The sequence below is a fragment of the Sporosarcina sp. FA9 genome (genome assembly GCF_051550205.1).
GTDB lineage: Bacteria > Bacillota > Bacilli > Bacillales_A > Planococcaceae > Sporosarcina.
Genome location: NZ_CP188819.1, coordinates 2,305,323 through 2,330,418, shown reverse-complemented (window position 1 = coordinate 2,330,418; position 25,096 = coordinate 2,305,323). Strand labels below are relative to the sequence as shown.

At 37.8% G+C, this 25,096-nt stretch carries 24 protein-coding genes and 1 other annotated feature; of the genes, 23 read left to right on the top strand and 1 reads right to left on the bottom strand.

The window, feature by feature from the left end:
* Positions 1–80 precede the first annotated feature (80 nt).
* From citZ to ACP8HH_RS11555, 20 genes are all read left to right on the top strand, one after another.
* Positions 81–1,196 carry a citrate synthase gene (gene citZ, locus ACP8HH_RS11650; protein WP_438319146.1) on the top strand — a complete coding sequence of 372 codons (1,116 nt, stop codon included), beginning with the start codon at positions 81–83 and terminating at the stop codon, positions 1,194–1,196.
* A 70-nt stretch (positions 1,197–1,266) separates the two neighbouring features.
* Positions 1,267–2,535: an NADP-dependent isocitrate dehydrogenase gene (gene icd, locus ACP8HH_RS11645; protein ID WP_438311453.1), complete on the top strand. Its 1,269-nt coding sequence runs from the start codon at positions 1,267–1,269 to the stop codon at positions 2,533–2,535.
* 84 nt (positions 2,536–2,619) lie between these two features.
* A complete protein-coding gene (mdh, locus tag ACP8HH_RS11640; protein ID WP_438311451.1) occupies positions 2,620–3,558 on the top strand; it encodes a malate dehydrogenase in 939 nt (312 codons plus the stop codon).
* 109 nt (positions 3,559–3,667) lie between these two features.
* Positions 3,668–4,144, top strand: coding sequence for a MaoC family dehydratase (locus tag ACP8HH_RS11635; RefSeq protein ID WP_438311450.1), 477 nt, complete (start codon positions 3,668–3,670; stop codon positions 4,142–4,144).
* 20 nt (positions 4,145–4,164) lie between these two features.
* Positions 4,165–4,851, top strand: coding sequence for a response regulator transcription factor (locus ACP8HH_RS11630; RefSeq protein WP_438311449.1), 687 nt, complete (start codon positions 4,165–4,167; stop codon positions 4,849–4,851).
* Positions 4,851–6,272 (top strand): two-component system histidine kinase PnpS, encoded by a 1,422-nt coding sequence (gene pnpS / locus ACP8HH_RS11625; protein WP_438319144.1) that lies wholly within the window; start codon positions 4,851–4,853, stop codon positions 6,270–6,272. The genes ACP8HH_RS11630 and pnpS overlap by 1 nt, the downstream gene beginning before the upstream one ends.
* 84 nt (positions 6,273–6,356) lie before the next feature.
* Positions 6,357–7,334, top strand: coding sequence for an FtsH protease activity modulator HflK (hflK, locus tag ACP8HH_RS11620; RefSeq protein WP_438311447.1), 978 nt, complete (start codon positions 6,357–6,359; stop codon positions 7,332–7,334).
* Entirely contained in the window at positions 7,327–8,328 is a 1,002-nt protein-coding gene (gene hflC / locus ACP8HH_RS11615; RefSeq protein WP_438311445.1) for a protease modulator HflC, read from the top strand. Before hflK ends, hflC begins: the two co-directional genes overlap by 8 nt.
* 153 nt (positions 8,329–8,481) lie before the next feature.
* Positions 8,482–11,109: a DNA polymerase I gene (gene polA, locus ACP8HH_RS11610; RefSeq protein WP_438311443.1), complete on the top strand. Its 2,628-nt coding sequence runs from the start codon at positions 8,482–8,484 to the stop codon at positions 11,107–11,109.
* A gap of 9 nt (positions 11,110–11,118) precedes the next feature.
* Positions 11,119–11,991 carry a bifunctional DNA-formamidopyrimidine glycosylase/DNA-(apurinic or apyrimidinic site) lyase gene (mutM, locus tag ACP8HH_RS11605; protein WP_438311441.1) on the top strand — a complete coding sequence of 291 codons (873 nt, stop codon included), beginning with the start codon at positions 11,119–11,121 and terminating at the stop codon, positions 11,989–11,991.
* A gap of 16 nt (positions 11,992–12,007) precedes the next feature.
* Complete coding sequence (gene coaE / locus ACP8HH_RS11600; RefSeq protein WP_438311439.1) at positions 12,008–12,604, top strand: dephospho-CoA kinase; 597 nt, start codon at positions 12,008–12,010, stop codon at positions 12,602–12,604.
* Between the two features lie 123 nt (positions 12,605–12,727).
* Complete coding sequence (locus tag ACP8HH_RS11595; RefSeq protein ID WP_438311437.1) at positions 12,728–13,750, top strand: glyceraldehyde-3-phosphate dehydrogenase; 1,023 nt, start codon at positions 12,728–12,730, stop codon at positions 13,748–13,750.
* Between the two features lie 111 nt (positions 13,751–13,861).
* Entirely contained in the window at positions 13,862–14,326 is a 465-nt protein-coding gene (gene nrdR / locus ACP8HH_RS11590) for a transcriptional regulator NrdR (RefSeq protein WP_438311435.1), read from the top strand.
* 33 nt (positions 14,327–14,359) lie between these two features.
* Positions 14,360–15,727: a replication initiation and membrane attachment family protein gene (locus tag ACP8HH_RS11585; RefSeq protein ID WP_438311433.1), complete on the top strand. Its 1,368-nt coding sequence runs from the start codon at positions 14,360–14,362 to the stop codon at positions 15,725–15,727.
* Positions 15,728–16,672 (top strand): primosomal protein DnaI, encoded by a 945-nt coding sequence (gene dnaI, locus ACP8HH_RS11580; RefSeq protein ID WP_438311430.1) that lies wholly within the window; start codon positions 15,728–15,730, stop codon positions 16,670–16,672.
* Between the two features lie 211 nt (positions 16,673–16,883).
* Positions 16,884–17,121: a binding site (T-box leader), on the top strand.
* Positions 17,122–17,171: 50 nt separating this feature from the next.
* Positions 17,172–19,109: a threonine--tRNA ligase gene (thrS, locus tag ACP8HH_RS11575; protein WP_438311428.1), complete on the top strand. Its 1,938-nt coding sequence runs from the start codon at positions 17,172–17,174 to the stop codon at positions 19,107–19,109.
* Between the two features lie 303 nt (positions 19,110–19,412).
* On the top strand, positions 19,413–19,919 hold the full coding sequence (gene infC / locus ACP8HH_RS11570) for a translation initiation factor IF-3 (protein WP_438311426.1): 507 nt from the start codon (positions 19,413–19,415) through the stop codon (positions 19,917–19,919).
* 27 nt (positions 19,920–19,946) lie between these two features.
* The gene (gene rpmI, locus ACP8HH_RS11565) at positions 19,947–20,147 is read left to right on the top strand and encodes a 50S ribosomal protein L35 (RefSeq protein ID WP_381535823.1); all 201 of its coding nucleotides are present in this window, start codon (positions 19,947–19,949) and stop codon (positions 20,145–20,147) included.
* A 36-nt stretch (positions 20,148–20,183) separates the two neighbouring features.
* A complete protein-coding gene (rplT, locus tag ACP8HH_RS11560) occupies positions 20,184–20,543 on the top strand; it encodes a 50S ribosomal protein L20 (RefSeq protein ID WP_438311425.1) in 360 nt (119 codons plus the stop codon).
* Between the two features lie 214 nt (positions 20,544–20,757).
* Positions 20,758–21,048, top strand: coding sequence for a DUF1294 domain-containing protein (locus tag ACP8HH_RS11555; protein WP_438311422.1), 291 nt, complete (start codon positions 20,758–20,760; stop codon positions 21,046–21,048).
* A 52-nt stretch (positions 21,049–21,100) separates the two neighbouring features.
* On the opposite strand, the gene ACP8HH_RS11550 is transcribed toward ACP8HH_RS11555, so the two are convergent.
* On the bottom strand, positions 21,101–21,487 hold the full coding sequence (locus ACP8HH_RS11550; protein WP_438311420.1) for a sigma-w pathway protein ysdB: 387 nt from the start codon (positions 21,485–21,487) through the stop codon (positions 21,101–21,103).
* Between the two features lie 94 nt (positions 21,488–21,581).
* On the opposite strand from ACP8HH_RS11550, the gene ACP8HH_RS11545 reads away from it, so the two are divergent.
* From ACP8HH_RS11545 to ACP8HH_RS11535, 3 genes are all read left to right on the top strand, one after another.
* Positions 21,582–22,064, top strand: a complete 483-nt coding sequence (locus ACP8HH_RS11545; RefSeq protein WP_438311417.1) for a dUTP diphosphatase — start codon at positions 21,582–21,584, stop codon at positions 22,062–22,064.
* 62 nt (positions 22,065–22,126) lie between these two features.
* A complete protein-coding gene (locus tag ACP8HH_RS11540; RefSeq protein WP_438311415.1) occupies positions 22,127–23,110 on the top strand; it encodes a zinc-binding dehydrogenase in 984 nt (327 codons plus the stop codon).
* Between the two features lie 133 nt (positions 23,111–23,243).
* Positions 23,244–24,923 (top strand): formate--tetrahydrofolate ligase, encoded by a 1,680-nt coding sequence (locus ACP8HH_RS11535; protein WP_438311413.1) that lies wholly within the window; start codon positions 23,244–23,246, stop codon positions 24,921–24,923.
* Positions 24,924–25,096 lie beyond the last annotated feature (173 nt).

The following is a 25,096-nucleotide window of genomic DNA, read 5'->3' as shown; positions in this document are numbered from 1 at the left end:
AATAAATCACAAGCAGATAGACCGTTTTTCTGCATTTTTTTATGGAAAGAACGGTTACGCTTAAAGAAGGAGCGATTTACATGACATCATCTAAAGGCTTAGAAGGAATTGTAGCAACACAATCCGCTATCAGTTCTATTATTGATGACACACTTACATACGTCGGATATGATATTGACGATCTCGCGTACAATGCCAGTTTTGAGGAAGTTATTTATCTCTTATGGCACAAAAAACTGCCTAACTCAGATGAGCTTGCAAAGTTAAAAAAACAACTTGCTGATAATATGGTCCTTCCGCAAGAAGTACTTAATCATTTTAAAACGTATCCTATCAATGAAGTTCATCCAATGGCCGCTCTTCGTACTGCTGTATCTCTTCTCGGATTATACGATAAGGATGCCGAAGTTATGTCCGATGAGTCAAATTATGAAAAAGCAATTAGTCTTCAAGCAAAAATAGCAACACTAGTAACTGCTTTTGCTCGAATTCGTAAAGGACTAGAGCCAGTTGCTCCTAAGTCTGAACTTGGTTATGCTGAAAACTTCCTTTATATGTTGTCAGGCAAAGAACCGGAAGCTATTGAAATTGAGGCTTTCGATAAAGCGCTTGTACTTCATGCAGACCACGAACTAAATGCATCGACATTCACTGCACGAGTATGCGTTGCAACACTATCGGATATGTATTCAGGTGTTACAGCGGCAATCGGAGCTTTAAAAGGTCCTCTTCATGGTGGGGCAAATGAGCAAGTAATGAAAATGCTAATGGAAATTGGTTCTGAAGATAAGGCAGAAGCATATATTCTTGAAAAACTTGCGAATAAAGAAAAAATTATGGGCTTTGGTCACCGTGTTTATCGCGAAGGAGATCCACGTGCGAAACATTTGCGTGACATGTCCAAACAATTAACAACATTGAGTGGAGAAGAAAAGTGGTATAATATTTCACTTAAAGTCGAAGAAGTATTCACAGCTGAAAAGAATCTGCCACCGAATGTCGATTTCTATTCAGCATCTGTTTATCATTCGCTAGGTATTGATCATGACCTATTCACACCGATTTTTGCAGTTTCACGTATATCAGGATGGATTGCACATATTCTAGAACAATATGCTAACAATAGATTGATTCGTCCACGTGCAGAGTACAATGGACCTGGAATGCAAAAGTACATTCCAATCGACGAACGATAAAAAGAATTGAAAAAATTAAGGGGGCGGCATATTTATTATGTCAGCCCTATGACTTTGGGAGGAATTATTAATGACTAACGGTGAAAAAATTACAGTAACAAACGGTGTTTTAAATGTACCAAATCATGCGATTATCCCTTTCATTATAGGAGACGGTACAGGTCCAGATATCTGGAATGCCGCTTCACGGGTTCTTGAATCAGCAGTTGAAAAAGCATACGATGGTAAAAAAGGACTTGTATGGAAAGAAGTTCTTGCGGGTGAAAAAGCATTCAACGAAACTGGCGAATGGCTTCCACAAGCAACACTAGATACAATTGATGAGTATTTAATCGCTATCAAAGGTCCACTTACAACTCCAATTGGTGGAGGTTTCCGTTCATTGAACGTAGCTCTTCGTCAAGAATTAGATCTATACACTTGCTTACGTCCAGTTCGTTACTTTGAAGGTGTTCCTTCACCTGTTAAACGTCCAGAGGATTGTGACATGGTAATCTTCCGTGAAAACACAGAAGATATTTACGCGGGTATTGAATATGAAAACGGTACTGCTGAAGCAAAGAAGTTAATTGACTTCCTTCAAAATGAAATGGGTGTTAAAAACATTCGTTTCCCAGAGTCATCGGGTATCGGTATTAAACCAATTTCAGAAGATGGAACAAAACGCTTAGTACGTTCGGCATTGGAATACATCATTAAAGAAGGTCGTAAATCATTAACACTCGTTCATAAAGGAAACATCATGAAGTTTACAGAAGGTGCTTTCAAAAACTGGGGCTATGAAGTTGCTGAACAAGAATTCGGTGATAAAGTATTTACTTGGAACCAATATGATAAAATTAAAGAAGCTGAAGGCACTGAAGCTGCAAACAAAGCTCAATCAGATGCTGAAGCAGCAGGGAAAATCATCGTTAAGGATTCAATTGCTGATATCTTCTTGCAACAAATTTTGACGCGTCCTAAAGAGTTTGATGTTGTAGCAACAATGAACTTAAACGGCGATTACATTTCAGATGCACTTGCTGCACAAGTTGGTGGAATTGGAATCGCACCTGGAGCGAACATTAACTATATTACTGGACATGCAATTTTCGAAGCAACACACGGTACAGCTCCTAAATATGCTGGATTAGATGTAGTCAATCCTTCATCACTATTGTTGTCAGGCGTTCTAATGCTTAATCACTTAGGATGGACTGAAGCTGGTAAGTTGATTGAGGATTCAATTGAAAAAACAATTGCATCTAAAGTAGTTACGTATGACTTTGCACGTCTAATGGATGGTGCAAAAGAAGTTAAGACGTCCGAATTTGCAGATGAATTGATAAAAAATCTATAATTCTTAAACGAATAAAAAAGAGGGACCCCATATTTAGCAAGGGGTCCCCTCTTTCATATTTGAAGAGAAAATGGAGGGCATTAAATGACCATGCAACGTAAAAAAGTCTCAGTAATCGGTTCCGGTTTCACTGGTGCAACTACAGCATTCTTGTTAGCCCAAAAAGAACTTTGTGATATTGTCCTTGTTGATATTCCTCAAATGGAAAACCCGACAAAAGGTAAAGCACTGGATATGCTTGAGGCTGGACCTGTTCTAGGTTTTGATGCAGAAATCATTGGTACTTCAAACTATGCAGATACAAAAGATTCGGATATCGTAATTATCACTGCTGGTATTGCACGTAAACCAGGTATGAGCCGCGATGACCTTGTTCAAACAAACCAAAAGGTAATGAAAATTGTTACTAGTGAAATCGTCAAGCACTCTCCTAATACAATTATTATCGTATTAACGAACCCTGTTGACGCAATGTCCTATACAGTTTACAAAGAATCTGGATTTCCTAAAAAACGGGTGATAGGGCAATCGGGTGTGCTGGATACAGCACGCTTCCGTACATTTGTTTCACAAGAGCTGAACTTATCTGTAAAGGATATCACTGGCTTTGTTCTTGGCGGTCATGGTGATGACATGGTTCCTCTAGTTCGTTATTCTTATGCGGGTGGCATTCCGTTGGAAACATTGATATCACCTGAACGTCTAGAAGAAATTGTTGATCGTACTCGAAAAGGTGGGGCGGAAATCGTCAATCTCCTTGGGAATGGATCAGCTTATTATGCACCTGCAGCATCTTTAGTTGAAATGGCTGAGGCAATATTGAAAGATCAGAAACGTGTTCTTCCTACAATTGCTTATCTTGAGGGTGAATATGGCCTGGATGGTATTTATATTGGTGTGCCTACTGTTCTTGGAGCAAGTGGTATTGAAAAAATAATCGAACTGGATCTAACTGATGTAGAAAAAGAAGCGCTTTCAAAATCAGCTGATTCGGTTAAGGCTGTAATGAAAATTCTTGTATAAAAAGATGGAGTAGCAGTTGCTGCTCCATTTTTGAAACTATTTATAAAAGTATATAGTGAAAATAAGATTACTTTAAAACGATTATTACTAATAGAAATGAGGGAATAAAATGATTCTAGGAAAGAAAAGACGTCCGGGTAGAAAAATAGAAGATATATCTATTGGTGAGAAATTAAAACTAACTGAAAAAATAGAAGACAAGGATTTGCTACTTTATCTTGGCCTTACAAATGACTCCAATCCACTTTACATTCAACATGATTTTGCATCGCAGACTACTTATGAAAAGCCTATTGTACCAACGATTATGCTTACGGGTATACTAACTTCTGCAACTTCGAAATATTTACCAGGGCCAGGTTCACATGTCGTTGAGCAGCATCTTTTATTCCCACTTCCTGTATTTCATTATGCAACGATCGACTTTCTATTAGAAGTAATTGAAGTTAAGTTAGATGAAAATCGAATCATTGTAAAAGTTGAAGCACTAAATGAGGAAAATGAAATTGTGATAACTGGCACGATAACTGTTGCTCCCCCGAAGGTGTTGGATCTGCTCACATCTCAGGCGATGGACAACTTTTAACAGGGGGGCTATTGATAAAGTTGAAAAAGATATTAATTGTAGAAGATGAAAAACCAATCCAAACGTTACTAAAATATAACTTAAAGCAAGCGGGTTTTGAAACAATTATAGCTGGGGACGGGGAAGAAGCCATTCATATGACGACAGTCCATAGTCCCGACTTAATTTTACTGGATATTATGCTGCCAAAAATGGATGGAATTGAAGTTTGTAAATCTTTGCGAGAAAGCGGTATTAATACACCAATCATTATGTTAACCGCAAAAGGTGATGAACTAGAAAAAGTTCTAGGTCTAGAAATTGGCGCAGACGATTATATGACTAAACCATTCAGTCCACGTGAAGTAATTGCAAGAGTAAATGCCGTGCTAAGGCGGAGTACAGAGAAAAAAACGGTTACGCTTTTAAAATCAGGAGGATTATCAATCGATCTAGATCGATATCAAGCATATTTGAATGATGAGGAACTTGAGTTTACTCCTAAAGAATTTGAACTGCTTGTCTATCTTATTCAAAATAAAAATAGAGCATTGACAAGGGACCAACTTTTAAGTGCAGTCTGGAATTATGATTTTGTAGGAGATTCACGAATTGTTGATGTCCACGTAAGTCACTTGCGTGAGAAGATTGAAGAAAATACAAAGAAACCTCTATTTATTAAAACAGTCAGAGGAATAGGTTATAAGTTTGAGGAGCAAAAACAATGATTAAAGGTCTATATAGACGTCTACTTGTTTCGATATCAGTATTATTTCTTGTATTATTTACTGGCCTAGGTGTAGTTTTGGGTCAGTTTTTTTCATTGTTTGCAGATAATATTGATGATGTAGTACAAAAAGCGTACTTACAATTCTTGGTTCTAGTGTTAATAATTGCTTTCATCCTATCTTTTTATATCATATCAAGAATGTTAAGGCAATACGCAAGACCGATTGTTAATGCAACTGAGGCGGCTATACGTATTTCTACCGGCGACTACCTTACACGTGCTTCCATAACCGAACCTGAGTCTATAAATGAATTATCCACTGCAATTAATGAAATTGCTCACGATTTGCATGAAATGACCATTAAAAGTGAGATGGATAAAGAACGTTTGAAAACACTTGTTGAAAGCATGGGAAGTGGACTTCTTATGATTGGAAGGGAAGGAAACATAAATCTTGTAAATGCTGTTTTTTGTGAAACGTTTGGGTTTAATAAAAATGAGATAATAGAGAAAGTATATGTTGAAATCGGGTTACCTATTGAGGTGGATGGCTTAATTGAGCATGTTTTTATGACTGAGCAAGCAAGCGAAAAGCAAGTGCGCTTAATAGATGGGGTTACTTCTTCCTACGTTAGTATTTATGGTGCACCGGTAATTGGTACTCATGGAAATTGGCTCGGAATTGTTGTCGTAGTACATGATATTACTAAACTGATACGGCTTGAAGAGGTGAGGAAAAATTTCGTTGCCAACGTTTCCCATGAGCTAAGGACACCGATTACATCTATAAAAGGATTCACGGAAACGTTGTTAGCTGGGGCAATGGAAGATTCAGAGGTACTTAAGGAATTTCTTGAAATCATTCAAAAAGAAGGCGATCGATTACATCTTCTGATTGATGATTTACTTGCATTATCAGCAATGGAACGAGAAGGGTTTTTACTTGAGCTTGCACCTGTAAATATTGCTAAAGTTATTAATGATGCAATACGGACAGTTTCAGGAAAAATAGAGAAAAAAAATATGACCATAAAATTAAATGTGGAATCAGACATTCAAATTGAGGGCGATGCAATACGGTTAAACCAAGTTATAGTGAATATCCTTTCAAATGCAATTAGTTATTCAAAAGAGCATAAGACGATTGCAATTTCCTTATTCGAAATAAATGATGATATCGTGATTGAAGTTCGAGATGAAGGAATTGGAATTGCAGCATCAGAACTACCACGATTGTTCGAACGTTTTTATCGTGTAGATCGTGCCAGAAGTCGTGATTCTGGTGGAACTGGCCTTGGCTTAGCAATCGTTAAGCATTTAGTTGAGGCTCATGCGGGTACTATTACCGTTGAGAGTAAACTTGGTAAAGGCACAACATTCAAAATTTATCTTCCAAATAAAAACATTGAATTAACGTGAAAACTATTCAAATAAAAAAAGTGTGAAACTTTCCAATGGCTATTACGTATAGAAGATAGATACATAATTTAAGGGGGTTACTTAATGAGCACGCGCCGCATATTGACAGCTTTAGGCTTAGGAGTTGCCGGTTTACTGTTAGTCATTGCTGCTTTTACAACATGGTATACTGTCGATGCATCTGAACAAGCAGTAGTTATAACCTTTGGAAAAGCAGATACAACAGTCACTGATTCCGGTTTACATTTTAAACTGCCTTGGCCAATCCAGCAAGTAGAAGTTTTATCAAAGGAAACATTTAGTCTTAGTTTTGGTTATAAACAAGATAAAGGCGGAGAACTTGTTTCATTTGATAAAGAAACTAAAATGATAACGGGTGATGAATATATTGTTTTAACAGACCTTGTTGTTCAGTGGAAAATTACAGAACCACAAAAGTATTTATTTAACTCATTAAATCCAAAAGAAATATTACATGATGCAACTTCTGCATCAATTCGATCCGTAATTGGAAGTTCAACAATTGATTCTGCACTTACGGATGGGAAAGCGGAAATTGAAGGAAAAACTAGGGATTTACTAGCAACATTAATGGAAAAATATGATGTTGGGATTTCAGTACAAAGTGTTAAACTTCAAGATGTAGAACTTCCGAACGTCGAAGTACGCGCGGCTTTTACTGCGGTAACGGATGCACGTGAAACAAAAAATACAAAGATAAACGAAGCTAAGAAGTATGAAAATAAGAAAAAGAACGAAGCAATTGGAGAACGTGATGCTATTAAATCTCGTGCAATCGGAGAAAAAACAGCACGTATTGAGCAGGCACTTGGTGACGTCTCGCTCTTTAACCAACTTCATGCGGAGTATGCTAAAAACAAAGAAATCACTCGTCAACGTCTTGTCATTGAAACGTTGGAACAAGTACTACCAAAAGCAAAACTATATATTATGAACGACAATGGTGAAACAGTTAAATATCTTCCTTTACAACAGTTGGAAAGCGGTACTCCACCACCACCAGTAGTAGAAGAAAAGGATGGAGGTGGCACAAATGAGTAAAGATAATAATCCATTTAAAAGCATTGAAGAAAGATTTCTTGAAAGACAACGTGCCAAAAGAAAAGTACAAGGTGGTCCAAATGAACCGGGGGAAATAAAACCACCTGTTGAAATGAAAAAATATGTTCGATTAGCCATTACAATTACAGCTATTTTTATTGTTGCTGTAATCTTAATTTCCAATCTGTTTATAGTTAAAGAGAATGAATATCGAGTCGTACGTCAGTTTGGAGAAATTAAAAGAATCGTTCAAGAACCTGGTATTACTATGAAAATTCCTTTTATCCAAGATGTGACAACACTTCCGAAAAATCTAATGACTCTAACTGTCTCCGAAGCAGAAATTAATACAAGAGATAAAAAACGTATTATTATTGACAACTATGCAGTATGGAAAATAACTGAACCAATCAAGATGATTTCCAACGCACGTAATATTATTAATGCGGAAGCACGTATGGAAGAGTTTGTTTACTCTGTAGTACGTTCTGAACTTGGTCAACTTACTTATGCCGATGTAGTGAATGATGAAAATTCTTCACGGGGTAGCCTAAACGACCGAGTAACTGCTAAAGTGAATGAGTTTTTGCAAGCTGGAAACTACGGTATTGAAGTTGTAGATGTGCGTATGAAGAGAATTGATTTACCAGAGGAGAACGAGCAATCTATTTACACACGGATGATTTCAGAACGACAATCGACGGCACAAACTTATTTATCTGAAGGGGATGCTGATAAAAGTCGAATTGAAGCAGAAACGGACCGTGAAGTAACCGAGATGTTAGCGAAAGCTAAAAAAGAAGCGGCTGTAATTCATGCTGAAGGTGAATCAAAGGCAGCACAAATTTATAACGACACGTTTTCAAAAGATCCGGAGTTTTATAACTTATATAGGACGCTTCAATCGTATTCGAAAACCATTGGAGAAGACACGATGATTATTCTACCGGCAGAGTCTCCTTACGCTAAGATATTAACAGGGTATTTTGAGTAACTAGAAAAATTGTTTTAGGAATGCAATTAGCAATTTTAGTTCCTTTGTTTGATAAAACCTATATGTATAGGCCTGCATCATTTTCATTTGTACTTACCTACGTGGTAAGATAGATGGAGATGATGTTTTTTTACGAATAGGAGTGGAGCTTACTTGACGAAAAAGAAAATAGTACTTCTTGATGGAAATAGCCTGGCATATCGTGCTTTTTTTGCATTGCCTCCATTGACAAATGATCATGGTATTCACACAAATTCAGTATATGGTTTTACAATGATGTTGCAAAATATAATTGCAGAAGAAAAACCAACACATTTACTTGTCGCTTGGGATGCTGGAAAAACAACATTTAGACACAAAACATTTGTAGAATATAAAGGTGGTCGCCAAAAGACACCTTCTGAGTTATCTGAACAATTTCCATATCTTCGGAAACTGCTTGATGCCTATAATATTTCACAATATGAGCTCGACCAATTTGAAGCGGATGATATCATAGGGACGCTCAGTCATATTGGAGACTCAGAAGGAACAGAAGTCGTAATAATCTCGGGAGATAAAGATTTAACACAACTTGCAACAGAGAACACAACGGTCTACATAACTCGTAAAGGTATTACGGATACGGAAAAATATACACCAGAACACATTATGGACAAATACGGTATTAAACCTTTGCAAATTATCGATATGAAAGGGTTGATGGGAGACGCGTCTGATAATATTCCCGGAGTACCTGGAGTTGGCGAGAAGACAGCTCTAAAGTTATTGCTTGAATACGGTTCAATAGAAAATGTGTACAAATCACTGGACCAAATCACTGCAAAGAAATTAAATGAAAACTTAACGAAATATGAAGAACAAGCATTTATGAGTAAAGAGCTTGCAACGATTGATGTGGATTCACCAATTACAATTACGATTGACGAGCTAATCTTTACAGGGCCGGATGTTGACAAACTAACGAGTATATACAAAGAGTTGAATTTTAAAACACTTCTCGAAAAGTTGGCTCCGCAAGAACTGGTCGAAAAACCGCTTGAGGAAATAAAAATTACAATTGCATCCGATATTACTGAAGAACAGTTAACGGACACAATGGCCATTCATATTGAAATGATGGATGAAAATTATTTAAATGCTGAAATTCTAGGAATTGGTTTGGCAGACAATGATAAGACATTATTTATTGATTTCTCTGAAGTGGAAAAGTCCTCTATATTAAAAGAGTGGTTGCAAAATAAAGACAAAAAGAAGTATTCAACGGACTCCAAAGCCGCACTCGCTTCAATGGCTCGTTATGGAATTCATTTAGAAGGAATTGAATTCGATCTGCTCTTGGCGACTTATATTGTGAATCCCGCAACTTCATATACAGACGTTGCATCTATTACACGTGAGCTAGGTTATTTAGAAGTACAACAAGATGAGTTTGTGTACGGTAAAGGTGCAAAGAAGGCAGTTCCATCTTTAGAGGTAATCGCGGAACATGCAAGCCGAAAAGCACAGGCCGTCTGGAAGTTAAGACCAGTTTTAGAGGATAAACTGCGGGAAAATGACCAGTTTGACCTTTACCGCAATCTAGAATTACCACTTGCTTCGATCCTAGGTAAAATGGAATCGACAGGTGTGAAAACAGATAAAGAGATATTGGTTGGAATCGGTAAGGAATTGACTCTAAAATTAACAGATTTAGAAGCGATGATTTATGAAATTGCAGGTGAAAAATTCAATGTGAATTCACCGAAGCAGCTTGGTGTAATTCTATTTGAAAAAATTGGGTTAACACCAATTAAAAAAACGAAAACAGGTTATTCAACAGCCGCCGACGTTCTAGAAAAGTTAGAAAGCGAACATGAAATAATTCGCTATATTTTAAACTATCGCCAACTTGCAAAGCTTAATTCAACTTATATTGTGGGTCTTCTTAAAGAAATTCACGAAGATGGTAAAATCCATACGCGTTTCCAACAAGCACTGACTCAAACGGGTCGTCTAAGTTCGATCAACCCTAATTTACAAAACATCCCTGTACGTCTTGAAGAAGGAAGGAAGATTCGAGCAGCTTTCGTTCCATCTGAACCCGGTTGGTCGTTGTTCACTGCCGATTATTCCCAAATTGAGTTGCGAGTATTAGCACATATTTCACAGGACGAGAAATTGATTGAGGCATTCCAACAAGGTGCTGATATCCATACAAGGACAGCTGCAGATGTATTTGGTGTAGAAATTAGTGAAGTAACCTCTGAAATGCGTCAATCGTCAAAAGCTGTTAATTTTGGAATTATATACGGCATAAGTGATTACGGCCTATCTCAAAGTTTAAATATACCTCGTAAAGATGCAGCTGCATTCATATCTAAGTATTTGGCAAGCTTTCCAGGAGTTAAGCAATATATGGATGACATAATCGCCGAAGCAAAACTTAAAGGGTACGTAACTACTCTCATGAATCGTCGACGCTATTTACCGGAAATTACTAGCTCAAACTTTAATATTCGTGGGTTTGCTGAACGAACGGCTATGAATACTCCAATTCAAGGGAGTGCGGCAGATATTATTAAAAAGGCTATGATTGATATGGCAGATCGACTTGAAGTCGAAGGTATGAAAACACGTATGTTGCTTCAAGTACATGATGAGCTAATATTTGAAGCACCTGAAGATGAACTGGAAAAATTGAAAAAAATCGTACCGGAAGTTATGGAATCAGCAATTTCCTTGGACGTTCCATTAAAAGTAGAATGGGAATTTGGGAAGTCATGGTACGATACAAAATGAGGGATAAACATGCCTGAATTACCTGAAGTTGAAGGCGTTGTTCGTGCACTTGCACCGGTTGCAATTGGACGGACAATCCTTAAGGTAATCATTTCGGATGTTGTTATTGAATCGAAAGCACAGGGTAAAGAAGCAGTAATAAAAGGGATGACAACAGACCAATTTATTAAAAATATGGTTGATATGAAAATCACGGATCTTACTCGACGTAGTAAATACATTTATATAGCACTTCAAAGAGAAGGAATCGAATATCTATTAGTCAGTCATTTAGGTATGTCTGGTGCTTGGTTTACAGTGAACTCAATTGATGAAATTGTCGAGTTGAAATTTCGCAGACATATTCATGTGATTTTCGAAATGACAGACGGTGGTTTGCTTGTCTATTCCGATATCAGACGTTTTGGTGAACTTCGTCTTATTAATCGTGAAGCGGATCATCCACCATTACTAAAGATGGCACCCGAACCTTTTGATGATCAAGCATGTGGATATTTTTTAGACTTTGCTCTTAAACCAAAGTATGCAAAAAGAGCAATAAAAGATGTAATAATGGATGGACATGTGATTTCTGGCTGTGGGAACATATACGCGACTGAGGCTCTGTATCGAATGAAAATTCATCCGGGCAGAAAAGCAGAACGTATCAGTTTGAAACGAAAAAAGGAATTATTTAATGTAATTGTTGAAGTTTTACAAGAAAGTATTGATGCCGGTGGAAGTACAATTTCAGACTACCGAAACATAAATGGTGAGGCGGGGACAATGCAAAACAGGCTCGAAATGTATGGCCGGAAAAATTGTCCCGCTTGTAATAACGAAACCAAAAGTATGAAAATTGCTGGCAGAACATCAGTCTACTGCCCACGTTGTCAAAGATAATGGGAGATGAGCATATATGATTATCGGTCTCACTGGTAGTATTGCGAGTGGTAAAAGTACAATTTCGGAAATATTGAAGAGTAAAGGGTTTCCGGTCGTTGATGCGGACGAAATTGCCCATCGAGTCGTGGAGCCTGGATCGCCAGTACTTAAAGAAATCGAACTTACTTTTGGCAATGAAATGATAAAATCGGATGGTTCATTAAACAGAGAAAAACTTGGTGAACGAATTTTTGGCAACGAAATCGAACGAAAAAAATTAAATTCAATTATCCATCCGGCAATTCGTGTTGAAATGCTTTCTCAAAAAGAGAAGTTGCTCCTAGAAGGTGCAAATACGGTTATTATGGATATTCCACTTTTATTTGAAAGCAAGCTGCAACATTTTGTGGAAAAGATTATCGTTGTTTCAGTAACTCCAGAAATCCAAAAACAACGACTCATGGATAGAAATGTGTTGACAGAAGAAGAGGCCGTTGTTCGTATTCAATCTCAACTTCCGATGGATCAAAAGGAAAAAGGTGCAGATGCAGTTATTTTTAATAACGGGACAATTGAAGACTCTGAACAACAATTAAATACAATTCTATTCAATTGGAATGCTCAACCATAAAATGCTCAAAAGAATAGATTATTATTTACATGTTGATATTAGATACGAAAAATCATAGTATGTGTTATACTTATGAGCGGATAAAAGATAAAGAGTATAACATACATATTGGAGGATCAGCACATGACAACTTCTATAGCGATTAATGGATTCGGACGAATTGGACGGATGGTTTTCCGCCAGATGATACTAGAGGATGATGTTACAGTCGTCGCAGTTAACGCATCTTATCCATCGGAAACACTTGCACATCTCATTAAATACGATACGAATCATGGTACCTTTGAAGGTGAAGTGATTGCAGAAGAAAATGCACTAGTTGTTAATGGAAAGCGTGTAAAGCTTGTATCAGAACGCGATCCGCTTAAATTACCATGGAAAGAACTTGGCGTTGATATCGTCATTGAAGCTACCGGAGTTTTTAATTCACGTGATAAAGCAGCGCTTCACCTTAAAGCTGGTGCAAAGAAAGTGATTTTATCAGCACCGGGAAAAAATGAAGATATTACAATTGTTCTTGGTGTAAACGACGATCAGTTGGATATTGCAAAGCATGATGTTATTTCAAATGCAAGCTGTACAACGAACTGTCTTGCACCCGTTGCAAAAGTTTTAAATGACAAATTTGGTATAGTGAATGGTCTTATGACGACAATTCATGCATTTACAACAGATCAAAACAATTTGGATAACCCACATAAAGATCTCCGCCGTGCACGTGCGTGTGCACAGTCAATCATCCCAACTTCAACAGGTGCAGCAAAAGCATTAGCGCTTGTTTTACCTGAGCTGGAAGGGAAAATTCATGGTATGGCACTTCGTGTCCCAACGCCAAACGTTTCACTCGTAGACCTTGTGGTTGATGTTCAACGAGATGTAACTGTTGAAATGGTGAATGATGCATTTAAAGAAGTTGCAAATGGCAAAATGGCTGGAATTGTTCGTTATACAGATGAACCCCTCGTATCGGTTGATTTCAATTCGTCAAAGGAATCTGCTATTATTGACGGATTATCGACAATCGTTATGGGCGACAGAAAGATTAAAGTTCTTGCTTGGTATGATAACGAATGGGGCTATTCTGCCCGTGTTGTTGACTTAGCTAAAAAAGTTGGAAAAGCGTTAAATGCTGTTTCAAATGCGTAAAATTTAAAATGGAAATAAATGAGCAGAGGTGAAATCCTCTGCTTTTTCTATTTTCTGAGGTTTATTCTGTTATAATTAAGATAATAAAATAGGAAATGCGGAGGAACAATTATGAGATGTCCAGCTTGCCAATATAATGGCTCTCGTGTCGTCGATTCGAGACCCGCGGATGATAGTAAATCAATCCGTCGAAGAAGAGAATGTGAGTCATGTGCATTCCGATTTACAACATTTGAAAAGGTGGAAGGCACTCCTTTAATGGTTGTAAAAAAAGACGGTTCTCGTGAGGAATTTAGTGGAGAAAAAGTGCTGAGGGGACTTATTCGAGCATGTGAAAAACGTCCAGTATCTCTCGATGAATTAAAAGAAATTGTTTATACTATAGAAAAGGACCTTCGAAGTTCTGGTATCGCCGAAATAAACTCCGATAAAGTTGGAGAAATGGTTATGAAGCGTTTGGCAGATGTTGATGAAGTTGCCTATGTCCGATTTGCTTCGGTTTATCGTGAATATAAAGACATAACAGTATTCATTGAAGAACTCAAAAATTTATTGGAGCGTAATGAAAAAGAATAGTATATAGAAAGACCTGTAGGAAGGGGAATTAGAGTGGCAGCTCTTTATAAAGAATTACAGCCAATAGACTCATATAAAATTAGACTGCCGCAACCATTTTCAGATTATGATCGGCAGCTCTTAACCTTGTTTTATCAACCACTCATCGGATCAGGTGCTATGAGTCTATTTATGACTTTATGGGCAGATGCCGAAAGAGGGGATGAGCATGAATACAACCATTATCATTTAATGAACATCTTAACATTACCTCTTGGTCCAGTTTTTGAGGCAAGAATTTCTTTGGAAGCGATTGGTATACTAAGGTCGTATCTAAAGGTCGATGGAGAAACACGATCCTTTATTTATGAACTATTGCCTCCGCTTGATGCAAAAGCGTTCTTTACAGATCCTTTATTGTCTACATTTCTTTTCAGTAAAATAGGAGAACAAGCCTATCGAAACCTAAGAACCCGATTTGCAATAGGTGTAGAGATGTCTAAAGAGTATTCTGAAGTCTCTAGAACATTCTTAGATGTTTACAAGCCAACATCAAATGGCTATTCGATTGAATCTGTAGAAGATAAAGAGATTGTAGGTAGAATTGAAGCAGATGGTATTCCTTTTGATAAAAGCGGTTTTGACTTTGATCTATTACAATCCGGTTTGTCTGAACAAATGGTTCCGCAATCTGCACTTGCATCAGTATCTAAGGAAATTATAGCAAAACTTGCCTTCCTCTATTCATTGACACCACTTGATATGCAAAAAGTAGTAATGATGGCCCTCGATTCGGATATGCAATTGCCTGAGGCTAGGCTACGTAAATCAGCAATTGATTTTTATAAAATGAGTATTTCGAAAGAAGCGCCAGTACTTCAAAAAGTATTTATGCAAACTGCCGCAACATCGGAGTCAACTGGTACAATAAGCAGAGACGATGAATTAATTAATTATCTAGATAATACACCACCACTTGATATGCTTCGAGATCTAAATGGCAAAGAACCTATGTCTGTTGATGTCCAGTTAGCTGAAAAACTTGTAAACACTCATGAATTGCCAATTGGAGTCGTCAATGTTCTAATGCAGTATGTCCACATTCGTAATGACGGTAAAATTACAAATAACTATGTAGAACGTATTGCCTCTCACTGGATGAATAAAAAAGTGAAGACTGCGAGAGAAGCGATGGAATTTTCTCGAACCGAGCATGACAAGTACATGCAATGGAAAAATGAAGGCCAAAAACCGGCTGCTCAGAAGCGATATACAAATACGCGTGAAGAGAAAGTTCCAGAATGGTTCTTTAAGAAAGAAGAAGTACAAGCTGTGACAACAAAGAAAAGTACGTTTGATGTGGAAGAAGAGCGACGTAAATTACTTGAAGAACTTGGTGTATCAGGAAACGGGGTGAAATAAATGGAAAGAATAGGGGATACATTAAATCGTGTCGTTAAAGCGCCTGCATTTGCTGAGCGTTACGAAGAAATGCGGCAGGAGATAATGAAAAATACCGGCGTTCAAAACTTTTTGACAGAATATTCCAGTGAAATAAACGGCGAAATTGTGGAACGCAGCCTTGGAAAACTATATGAATACTCAACTGCATCCCATAAGTGTGATAAATGTACAAATCAAACCGATTGCATTAATTTATTAAAAGGATTTGAACCAAATCTAATTATCATTAATGGCCTTATTGATGTAGAATATAAAAAATGTCCAAATAAATTAATGGCTGAAGAACAACGTGATATTTCTAGAATGGTTGAAAGTATGCATATGCAAAAAGACGTAATGGAAGCACAACTGCAAAATATTGATATGTACTTTGACGATACACGTGTCGAAGCAGTTCGATCTGCAAAGGATTTTTTGAATGTTTATGATGCGACGGGGAAACTTCCAGAACGTGGACTGTATATCTATGGTCCATTTGGTATTGGTAAATCATTTATTCTTGGAGCACTTGCCAACGAACTTGCACAGAGAAGAGTTCGAACGGTTGCTATATACGTACCCGAATTTTTAAGAGATATGAAACAATCGATACAAGATCAAACACTAAACGAAAAAATCGACTTCGTAAAACGCGCCCAAGTTCTAATGCTCGATGATTTCGGTGCAGAAACGATGTCTGCTTGGACCCGTGATGAAGTACTTGGAACAGTATTGCAATATAGAATGGCCGAGAAATTACCAACATTCTTCACCTCGAATTTGAGTTACGGTGAGCTTGAACATCATTTAACATATTCACAGCGTGGTGAGAAGGAATCGGTAAAAGCAGCTCGACTAATGGAGCGAATTCGTACGGTGTCAACTCCGATTAAACTAATGGGTAAAAACAGACGCGATAAATAAAAATTCGATATACAATTGAGTGGAATATCTCAATCGTATATCCTTTTTTCGTTGCGAGGTTTCGTGAAAACGTTGCGAACTTTCCAACGATGAAAAAACAACACACCATTATCACACGAAAAACCACTTGCAAAAAAAAACGGTCGATATTTGATATAAATTGACTTGCAATTTTCTTATATTCGTTGTATACTCATTCCTAATAAAGTAATGAAATGCATTGAAGAGGACACGAATTAAGTTATCACTTTAAAGAGAACGGGGTCTAGGCTGAAAGCCCTGAAAGATGGATACTTTAATTTACCACCTTAGAGCAGCATCAGTGAATCTATTAGTAGCTGATGACGGTACCGGCCCGTTAGCCGATGTAAAGATTCATCATTCTAGTATTATTTGTGCTGGGCTGATGGAACAAGGGTGGAACCGCGAGCTATAGCTTCGTCCCTTTCCAGGGATGGGGCTTTTTTGTATGTTCAAAAATGAAAAGGAAGTGTTATTCATGTCAAAAACAATTAATTTAAAATTTCCAGATGGATCTATTAAAAAATTCCCACAAGGTACTACAACTGAAGAAGTTGCAGCATCAATTAGTCCTGGACTAAGAAGAAATGCACTTGCAGGAAAACTTGATGATCAGCTAATTGACTTTAAAACTCCAATTGAACAAGATGGTGCGATTGCTATTATTACACCAGATTCAGCAGAGGCCCTTGAGATTCTACGACACAGCTCTGCACATCTTCTTGCACAAGCGGTAAAACGTTTGTTTAAAGGTGCAAAATTCGGAGTAGGACCTGTTATTGATAATGGATTCTATTACGATATCGATTCACCCGAGCCAATTACTTCAGATGACCTAATTCTGATTGAAAAAGAAATGAAGCAGATTATTAACGAAAATATAGAAATCACTAGAAAAGTTGTTTCACGAGATGAAGCGGAGCGTATATTCAAAGAAATTGGTGACGAATATAAACTAGAACTTCTAGAAGCAATTCCGGAAGATGAAAAAGTAACTATATATGAGCAAGGCGATTTTGTAGATTTATGTCGCGGAGTTCATGTTTCATCTACAGCAAAACTTAAAGAATTTAAATTACTTAGTATTGCGGGAGCATACTGGCGTGGTAATTCAGACAATAAAATGCTTCAGCGTATATACGGAACAGCATTCTTCAAAAAAGATGAATTAGCTGCCCATTTGAAAATGCTTGAAGAAGCAAAAGAACGGGATCACAGGAAAATCGGTAAAGAGTTAAATTTATTTATGAATTCACAAAAGGTCGGTCAGGGACTTCCAATGTGGCTTCCAAAAGGAGCAACAATTCGTCGTATCATCGAACGTTATATCGTTGATAAAGAAGAAAGACTTGGATACCACCATGTATACACACCAGTACTTGGTAGTACAGAATTATACAAAACAAGTGGCCACTGGGGACATTATCAAGACGGAATGTTCCCTGTGATGAGCATGGACAATGAAGATTTAGTCCTTCGTCCAATGAACTGTCCGCATCATATGATGATTTATAAAAACGATATTCACTCATATCGTAACTTGCCACTTCGAATCGCGGAACTCGGAACGATGCACAGATATGAAATGTCTGGTGCGTTGTCGGGATTGCAACGGGTTCGAGGAATGACTTTAAATGACGCACATATTTTTGTTCGTCCAGATCAAATTAAAGAAGAGTTTAAAAAAGTAGTCGAACTCATTATCGGTGTTTATAAAGACTTTAACATTGAAGATTTCTCTTTCCGTGTATCCTATCGTGATCCGGAAGATAAAGAAAAGTACTTTGATGACGATGCAATGTGGGACCGTGCACAACTTATGTTAAAAGAAGCAATGGATGAAATAGGTATGGATTATATAGAAGTAGAAGGCGAAGCGGCATTTTACGGACCGAAGCTCGACGTTCAAGTGAAAACTGCAATTGGTATGGAAGAAACACTTTCAACAGTTCAACTAGACTTCCTCCTACCCGAACGTTTTGATTTAACATATGTTGGGGAAGACGGTAAACAACATCGACCAGTTGTTATTCACCGTGGTGTTGTAGGTACTATGGAACGTTTTGTCGCATTCCTTATCGAAGAATATAAAGGTGCGTTCCCGACATGGCTAGCGCCAATTCAGGTTCAAGTCATCCCAGTCTCGCCGGATGCTCACTTCGATTATGCAACTGATGTACGTGAGAAGCTTGTAGCATCAGGTTATCGGGTGGAATTGGACCAGCGAGAAGAAAAAATTGGATATAAGATTCGTGAAGCGCAAATGCAAAAGGTTCCTTACATGCTCGTATTAGGGGACAAAGAAATTGAGTCTGGTGAAGTTAACGTAAGAAAATATGGCGAACAGAAATCCGTTAGTATGCCATTCGAAGATTTTATTGCTATAATGAAAGATGAAGTCGAAACTATGAAATGAAAAGATTTGACAACATCTTAATACCGTGTTAAAGTAAGTAAGGTTAATGAATACAGTTTGAGGTATAAGTAGAGGCTACCCGCTTCTCACCTGGTCGACGCGCAAAAGTTGTTGACGGGTCAGTAAATTAGTGAATCGTGCCGTGCATATTGATGCGCGTACAGATACGCGGGTAGACAAATGAACTTTTGTCTACCCGTCTTTTTATTGGATGGACCTATGGGATTGTCTATTATGGACTTTGTACCCAAACCATGTATTCGAGAGTTAAATATTCGGAGGTGGATTACTATTAGCAAAGACATGTATGTAAACGAGGGTATACGTGCCCGCGAGCTCCGTATTATCGATCATAACGGTGAACAGCTCGGAATCAAAACCCGTACCGAGGCGCTAGAAATAGCAACTCGAGCAAATTTGGATCTTGTCCTTGTTGCCCCAACGGCTAAACCCCCAGTTGCTCGTATTATGGACTATGGGAAATTCAAGTTTGAGCAACAGAAAAAGGAACGTGAATTACGGAAAAACCAGAAAATCATTCTACTCAAAGAAGTACGTTTAAGTCCAACTATTGATGAACATGATTTTCAGACAAAACTCCGTAATGCAATTAAGTTTCTTGAAAACGGTGATAAAGTGAAAGCTTCAATTCGCTTTAGAGGACGTGCCATTACCCATAAAGAAATTGGGCAACGCGTTTTACTTCGTTTTGCAGAAGAATGTAAAGAACTAGCTACAATCGAGCAAAGGCCGAAAATGGAAGGCCGGAGCATGTTTCTAGTACTTGCACCAACTACTGAGAAACAGTAACAATGAATGATTTAGGAGGAACCCGATATGCCAAAAATGAAAACACACAGCGGGTCAGCAAAACGATTCAAAAAAACCGGTACTGGTAAATTGAAACGTGGCCGTGCTTACACAAGTCATCTATTTGCAAACAAATCAACAAAAGCAAAACGTCACCTACGCAAAGCATCACTTGTTTCTTCAGGCGACTACAAACGCATTCGCTTCATGATTACGTATATGAAATAAACTAAATTCGGATAGAATAGCAGGAGGTAATGCAATATGCCACGCGTAAAAGGTGGAACAGTGACGCGCAAGCGTCGTAATAGAGTATTGAAATTAGCAAAAGGTTACTACGGTTCAAAGCATAAACTATTTAAAGTAGCTAACCAACAGGTCATGAAATCATATAACTATGCATACCGTGACCGTCGTCAAAGAAAACGGGAATTCCGTAGACTTTGGATTACACGTATTAACGCTGCAGCTCGTTTGAACGGCGTTTCTTACAGCACACTCATGCACGGTCTAAAAGTGGCTGGTATTGATGTAAACCGTAAAATGCTTGCAGATCTAGCAGTTACGGACGCACAAGCGTTCACACAACTTGCAGATGCAGCAAAAAAAGCAATTGCAAAATAAGAGTTACACATACAGCCGCATTCCGAATTTGAATTCATTCAATCGGAAAGCGGCTTTTTTGTATATTTAACTGAAGACAGTCTAAGTTCGCAACGTCCTGTAGCAACAAGGAGGAATGAAGTTCAATTCCTCCCGATAACCAACATCAGAGGGGAAGTGCAGTTCGATTTCCCCCTAGTTGGCCATAAACTAGGTATAGGTAGGGGGAAAGATAATGCAAACAGTAGTGTTAATTTGGATTGGACTGATGTCGCTATGGTCTTTTGCAACTATGGGGTATGATAAACAACAAGCTAAGAAAAAAGGGCGGCGTGTACCAGAGAAGAAGTTGTGGACACTTGCTTTACTTGGCGGAGGGATTGGATCGTATTTAGGAATGCAGACATTTCGTCATAAAACGAGGCATACGTCTTTTAGAATCGGCTTTTTGCTTCTTGCACTTGCCTATGGAGTACTAATTTTGTATTTATTGGGACTGCGTATACCCGGAACTCCAATCATATAAAAAAACTATTCCGCAAAATAATTCAAAAGAATTACTTTGTGAAATAGTCCCATTAGTCTTTCATAAGTTGTTCAATTGGATTTTTCCAACTAATCGTTGCCATTGGATAATACGTAAGAATTTCAGTTTTCAAGAAATTGAAATCGTCTTTTGTAAAACCTTGTAATTTGGATTCATTTCTCACCCAAACAAATATAGTTACAACATCAAAAGAGTTCTCGGTCGTCCCTAAATATTTTTCGCCTTCAAACATCGCACCCTTGTACGTTATAAAGAAGTTCTTACGAACATTTTTTACATCATCGTGGAAGTAATATCTTTCTACTTCGTAAGCTTCGTCCAATTTTCGCTTTGGATCCGTTAAATAACGAATTCCTCGGTAAAATAAATAAACGATGAAAGCTATGATAACAAAGCGAATCAAAATGAGAAATGCCATAACAGACCCCCCTTTTTAAATAGTATGGTTAAACTCTTATACGGATGAATAAACGAAAGGTTTCATAATATTAATTATTATTGGAGGATTATTTATGCAACTGACACAATTGTACAAAATGCAATACGGACTTGATTTGTTTATTAGCAATAACAGGAAAGAAAAAACAGATGTTTTTAGGGAAAAAGGACTTGCACTATTTGTAGAACTAGCAGAGCTGGCAAATGAGACAAGATGTTTTAAATTTTGGAGTGCAAAAGGTCCCTCTGAAAATAGCGTCATTCTAGAGGAGTATGTAGACTCAATTCATTTTATCTTATCACTCGGTATTGAAAAAGGATTTGAACTTAGTAACTGGCCTGAAGGTGAAATTGAAGGCGAATTGACAGATTTGTTTTTGAAAACAACAATTTCAATCAATACGTTTTTGGAGAAATTAACAATTGAATCCTATGAAGATTTGTGGATTCACTATGGTGCAATTGCCGAAAAACTAGGGTTTACGAATGAAAACATCATTGCAGCCTACATAGCAAAAAATGAAGAAAATTATAATAGGCAAAACACAGGATACTAAAATATTTCTGAAATTATTGTCGTACTTTGAAGGAAAATAATGAATTAGAGAGGTTGGATTATATGAAAGCATTTATTCATAGATTGGGAAGTTTGGAAATTAGTGAAGTTAATGATCCTATAGCTAAAAGTGGGGAAGTTGTTGTAGCGCTCCGTGCAGCAGGTATAAACCGTCGTGATATAAACATCCCGGTGCGCAGAGGTGAAGTGTCTGAGGCGCTTGTATTGGGTTCTGATGGGACTGGAGTAGTTGAGTCGATTGGTGAAGATGTTACAGGTTTCTCAATAGGTGATGAAGTAATTATTAATCCTTCATTGCGTTGGAATTCGAACAGCGAAGCACCACCAGCTGAATTTGATATTTTAGGTATGCCTGATAATGGAACATTCGCAGAAAAAATCGCTATTTCATATGAACAGATTGAAATGAAACCCGCACATTTATCGTGGGAAGAAGCTGCTGTTTTGTCGTTATCGGCTTTAACAGGATACCGCGCTTTATTTACAAAAGGAAAACTGCTTGCTTCGGATACTGTTTTCATTCCGGGAGCAGGGAGTGGTGTCGCAACGTATCTCATTTCATTCGCAAAAAATATTGGTGCACGTGTGATTGTAACGTCACGCAGTGAAACGAAGCGTAAACAAGCACTTGAATTAGGAGCAGATCTCGCATTAGATGCTAGTAGCGATTGGAAAAAAGAATTAGAAAATGAAACAATCGACCTTGTTATTGATAGCGTGGGGCGTGCCACATTCAATCGTTCTTTGGAGATATTGAAAAAAGGTGGACGAATTGTTGTGTTCGGTGCAACGACAGAAGATACAGTGGACCTTAATTTACGTGAGTTCTTCTACAATCAACACCAGCTTATTGGTTCAACAATGGGAAGTCGAGAAGAACTGCGTGAAATGATTCAACATATTGAAAAGTATAAAACGCATCCGGTTGTTGATAAAGTATTTTCTCTAAATGAAGCGATGGAAGCATTCGAATACGTTGAAAAGGGTAAGCAATTTGGTAAAGTAGCAATTCGACTCGGTAAATAAAAGGAACAATGAGCAACGATCTTCCATTTAATTATAGGGAGGTCGTTTGTTTTTTAATAGTCAGTCAAAATGTATATACCCTGATGAGTCAATCTAGGCTATAATTAAAGTAAAAAGGAAAGTGGGAATAAAAATGACGGAAAAAATCGTACCACTAACTGATTTACAAATTGCATCGAAAGCAAAAATGCAACCAATTTGGCATATTGCGAAAAATGCAGGAATACCAGAGGAAGCGATTGAACCATACGGGCGATTTAAAGGAAAGATTGATGTGACCAAATTACCAAAGAATGCGACAAATGGCAAGGTCGTCCTTGTAACGGCAATTAGCCCAACACCTGCTGGGGAAGGTAAATCAACCGTAACTGTTGGACTAGCTGATGCTTTAACAAGACTTGGAGAAAAAACAATCGTTGCTTTAAGAGAACCTTCACTAGGACCAGTTATGGGAATGAAAGGCGGGGCAACGGGTGGTGGTTATGCACAAGTACTCCCGATGGAAGAAATTAATTTACATTTCAATGGTGATATCCATGCCATTACTACTGCGAATAACGCACTCAGTGCACTTATAGATAATCATTTACATCGTGGTAATGATCTGAAAATCGATCCACGCCGAATCACATGGAAGCGTGTACTCGATATGAATGATCGTGCACTTCGCAATATCACGATTGGTCTTGGGGGTCCTGCACAAGGAGTTCCTCGCGAAGACGGTTTTGATATAACGGTTGCTTCTGAAATAATGGCAATATTTTGTCTAGCAATAAACCTAGACGACTTGAAAGAGCGACTTGCAAGAATTGTGGTGGGATACACATATGACAAAGAAGCAATAACTGTTCGTGATCTTGGTGCGCAAGGTGCTTTAACTTTACTTCTAAAAGAAGCGTTTAAACCAAATCTTGTTCAGACGATTGAAGGGACGCCAGCTCTTATTCACGGAGGTCCTTTTGCAAATATTGCACATGGCTGTAACTCGCTTATTGCTACAAACACTGCACGTTCAATTGCTGATATCGTCGTAACGGAAGCGGGTTTTGGATCAGATTTAGGTGCAGAAAAATTTATGAATATTAAAGCAAGACATGGCGGATTTGCTCCTGACGCAGTTGTTATCGTAGCAACCGTACGTGCACTCAAGATGAATGGCGGAATACTAAAAGAAAATCTTTCGGAGGAAAACACGGAAGCACTAGTACGTGGACTGCCAAATCTGGAAAGACATATTCATATAATAAAAGAATTCGGTATAGAACCAATCGTTGCTTTAAATCGTTTCGTAACGGATTCGCAAGCTGAACTGGATGTAATTCTTTCGTGGTGTAAAGAAAACAACATTGCAGCGGCCCTAACAAATGTGTGGGAAGATGGTGGACAAGGGGGTATCGCCCTTGGTAAAGAAGTCATTACGCAACTGAACCAAACAAAAAGCTTTGCGCATTTATATAATGTCAACGATACAGTTGAGAATAAAGTGAAAACTATCGCTCAACGTGTATACGGTGCAAATGAGGTCATTTATACAGATAAAGCACTAAAAGACCTTGCTGAGATTAACCGATACGGATGGGATGTATTACCAATCTGCATTGCGAAGACGCAATATTCGTTTTCGGATGATCCAAAACTCCTTGGTTCTCCAAAAGGATTTCCAATTACAGTAAGAGAAATTATACCAAAGCTTGGTGCAGGATTTCTTGTATGTTTAACAGGCGATATTATGACAATGCCTGGATTGCCGAAACATCCAGCAGCTCTTAATATGGATGTGGATAAAGAAGGAAATGCAATGGGGCTTATTTAAAAAAACTTCATAAATTGAGTTGAAAACTAAAAAACAGAACGTTCTAGACGCCACTAGAACGTTTCTGTTTTTATTTGTATTCAGTCTGACTCTTTTCTTTCAGTAAAATACTTTGTCAATAAATTATTTTGGTATAATAGTGACTTTAGAATTACTATTGAGGTATAATGGAT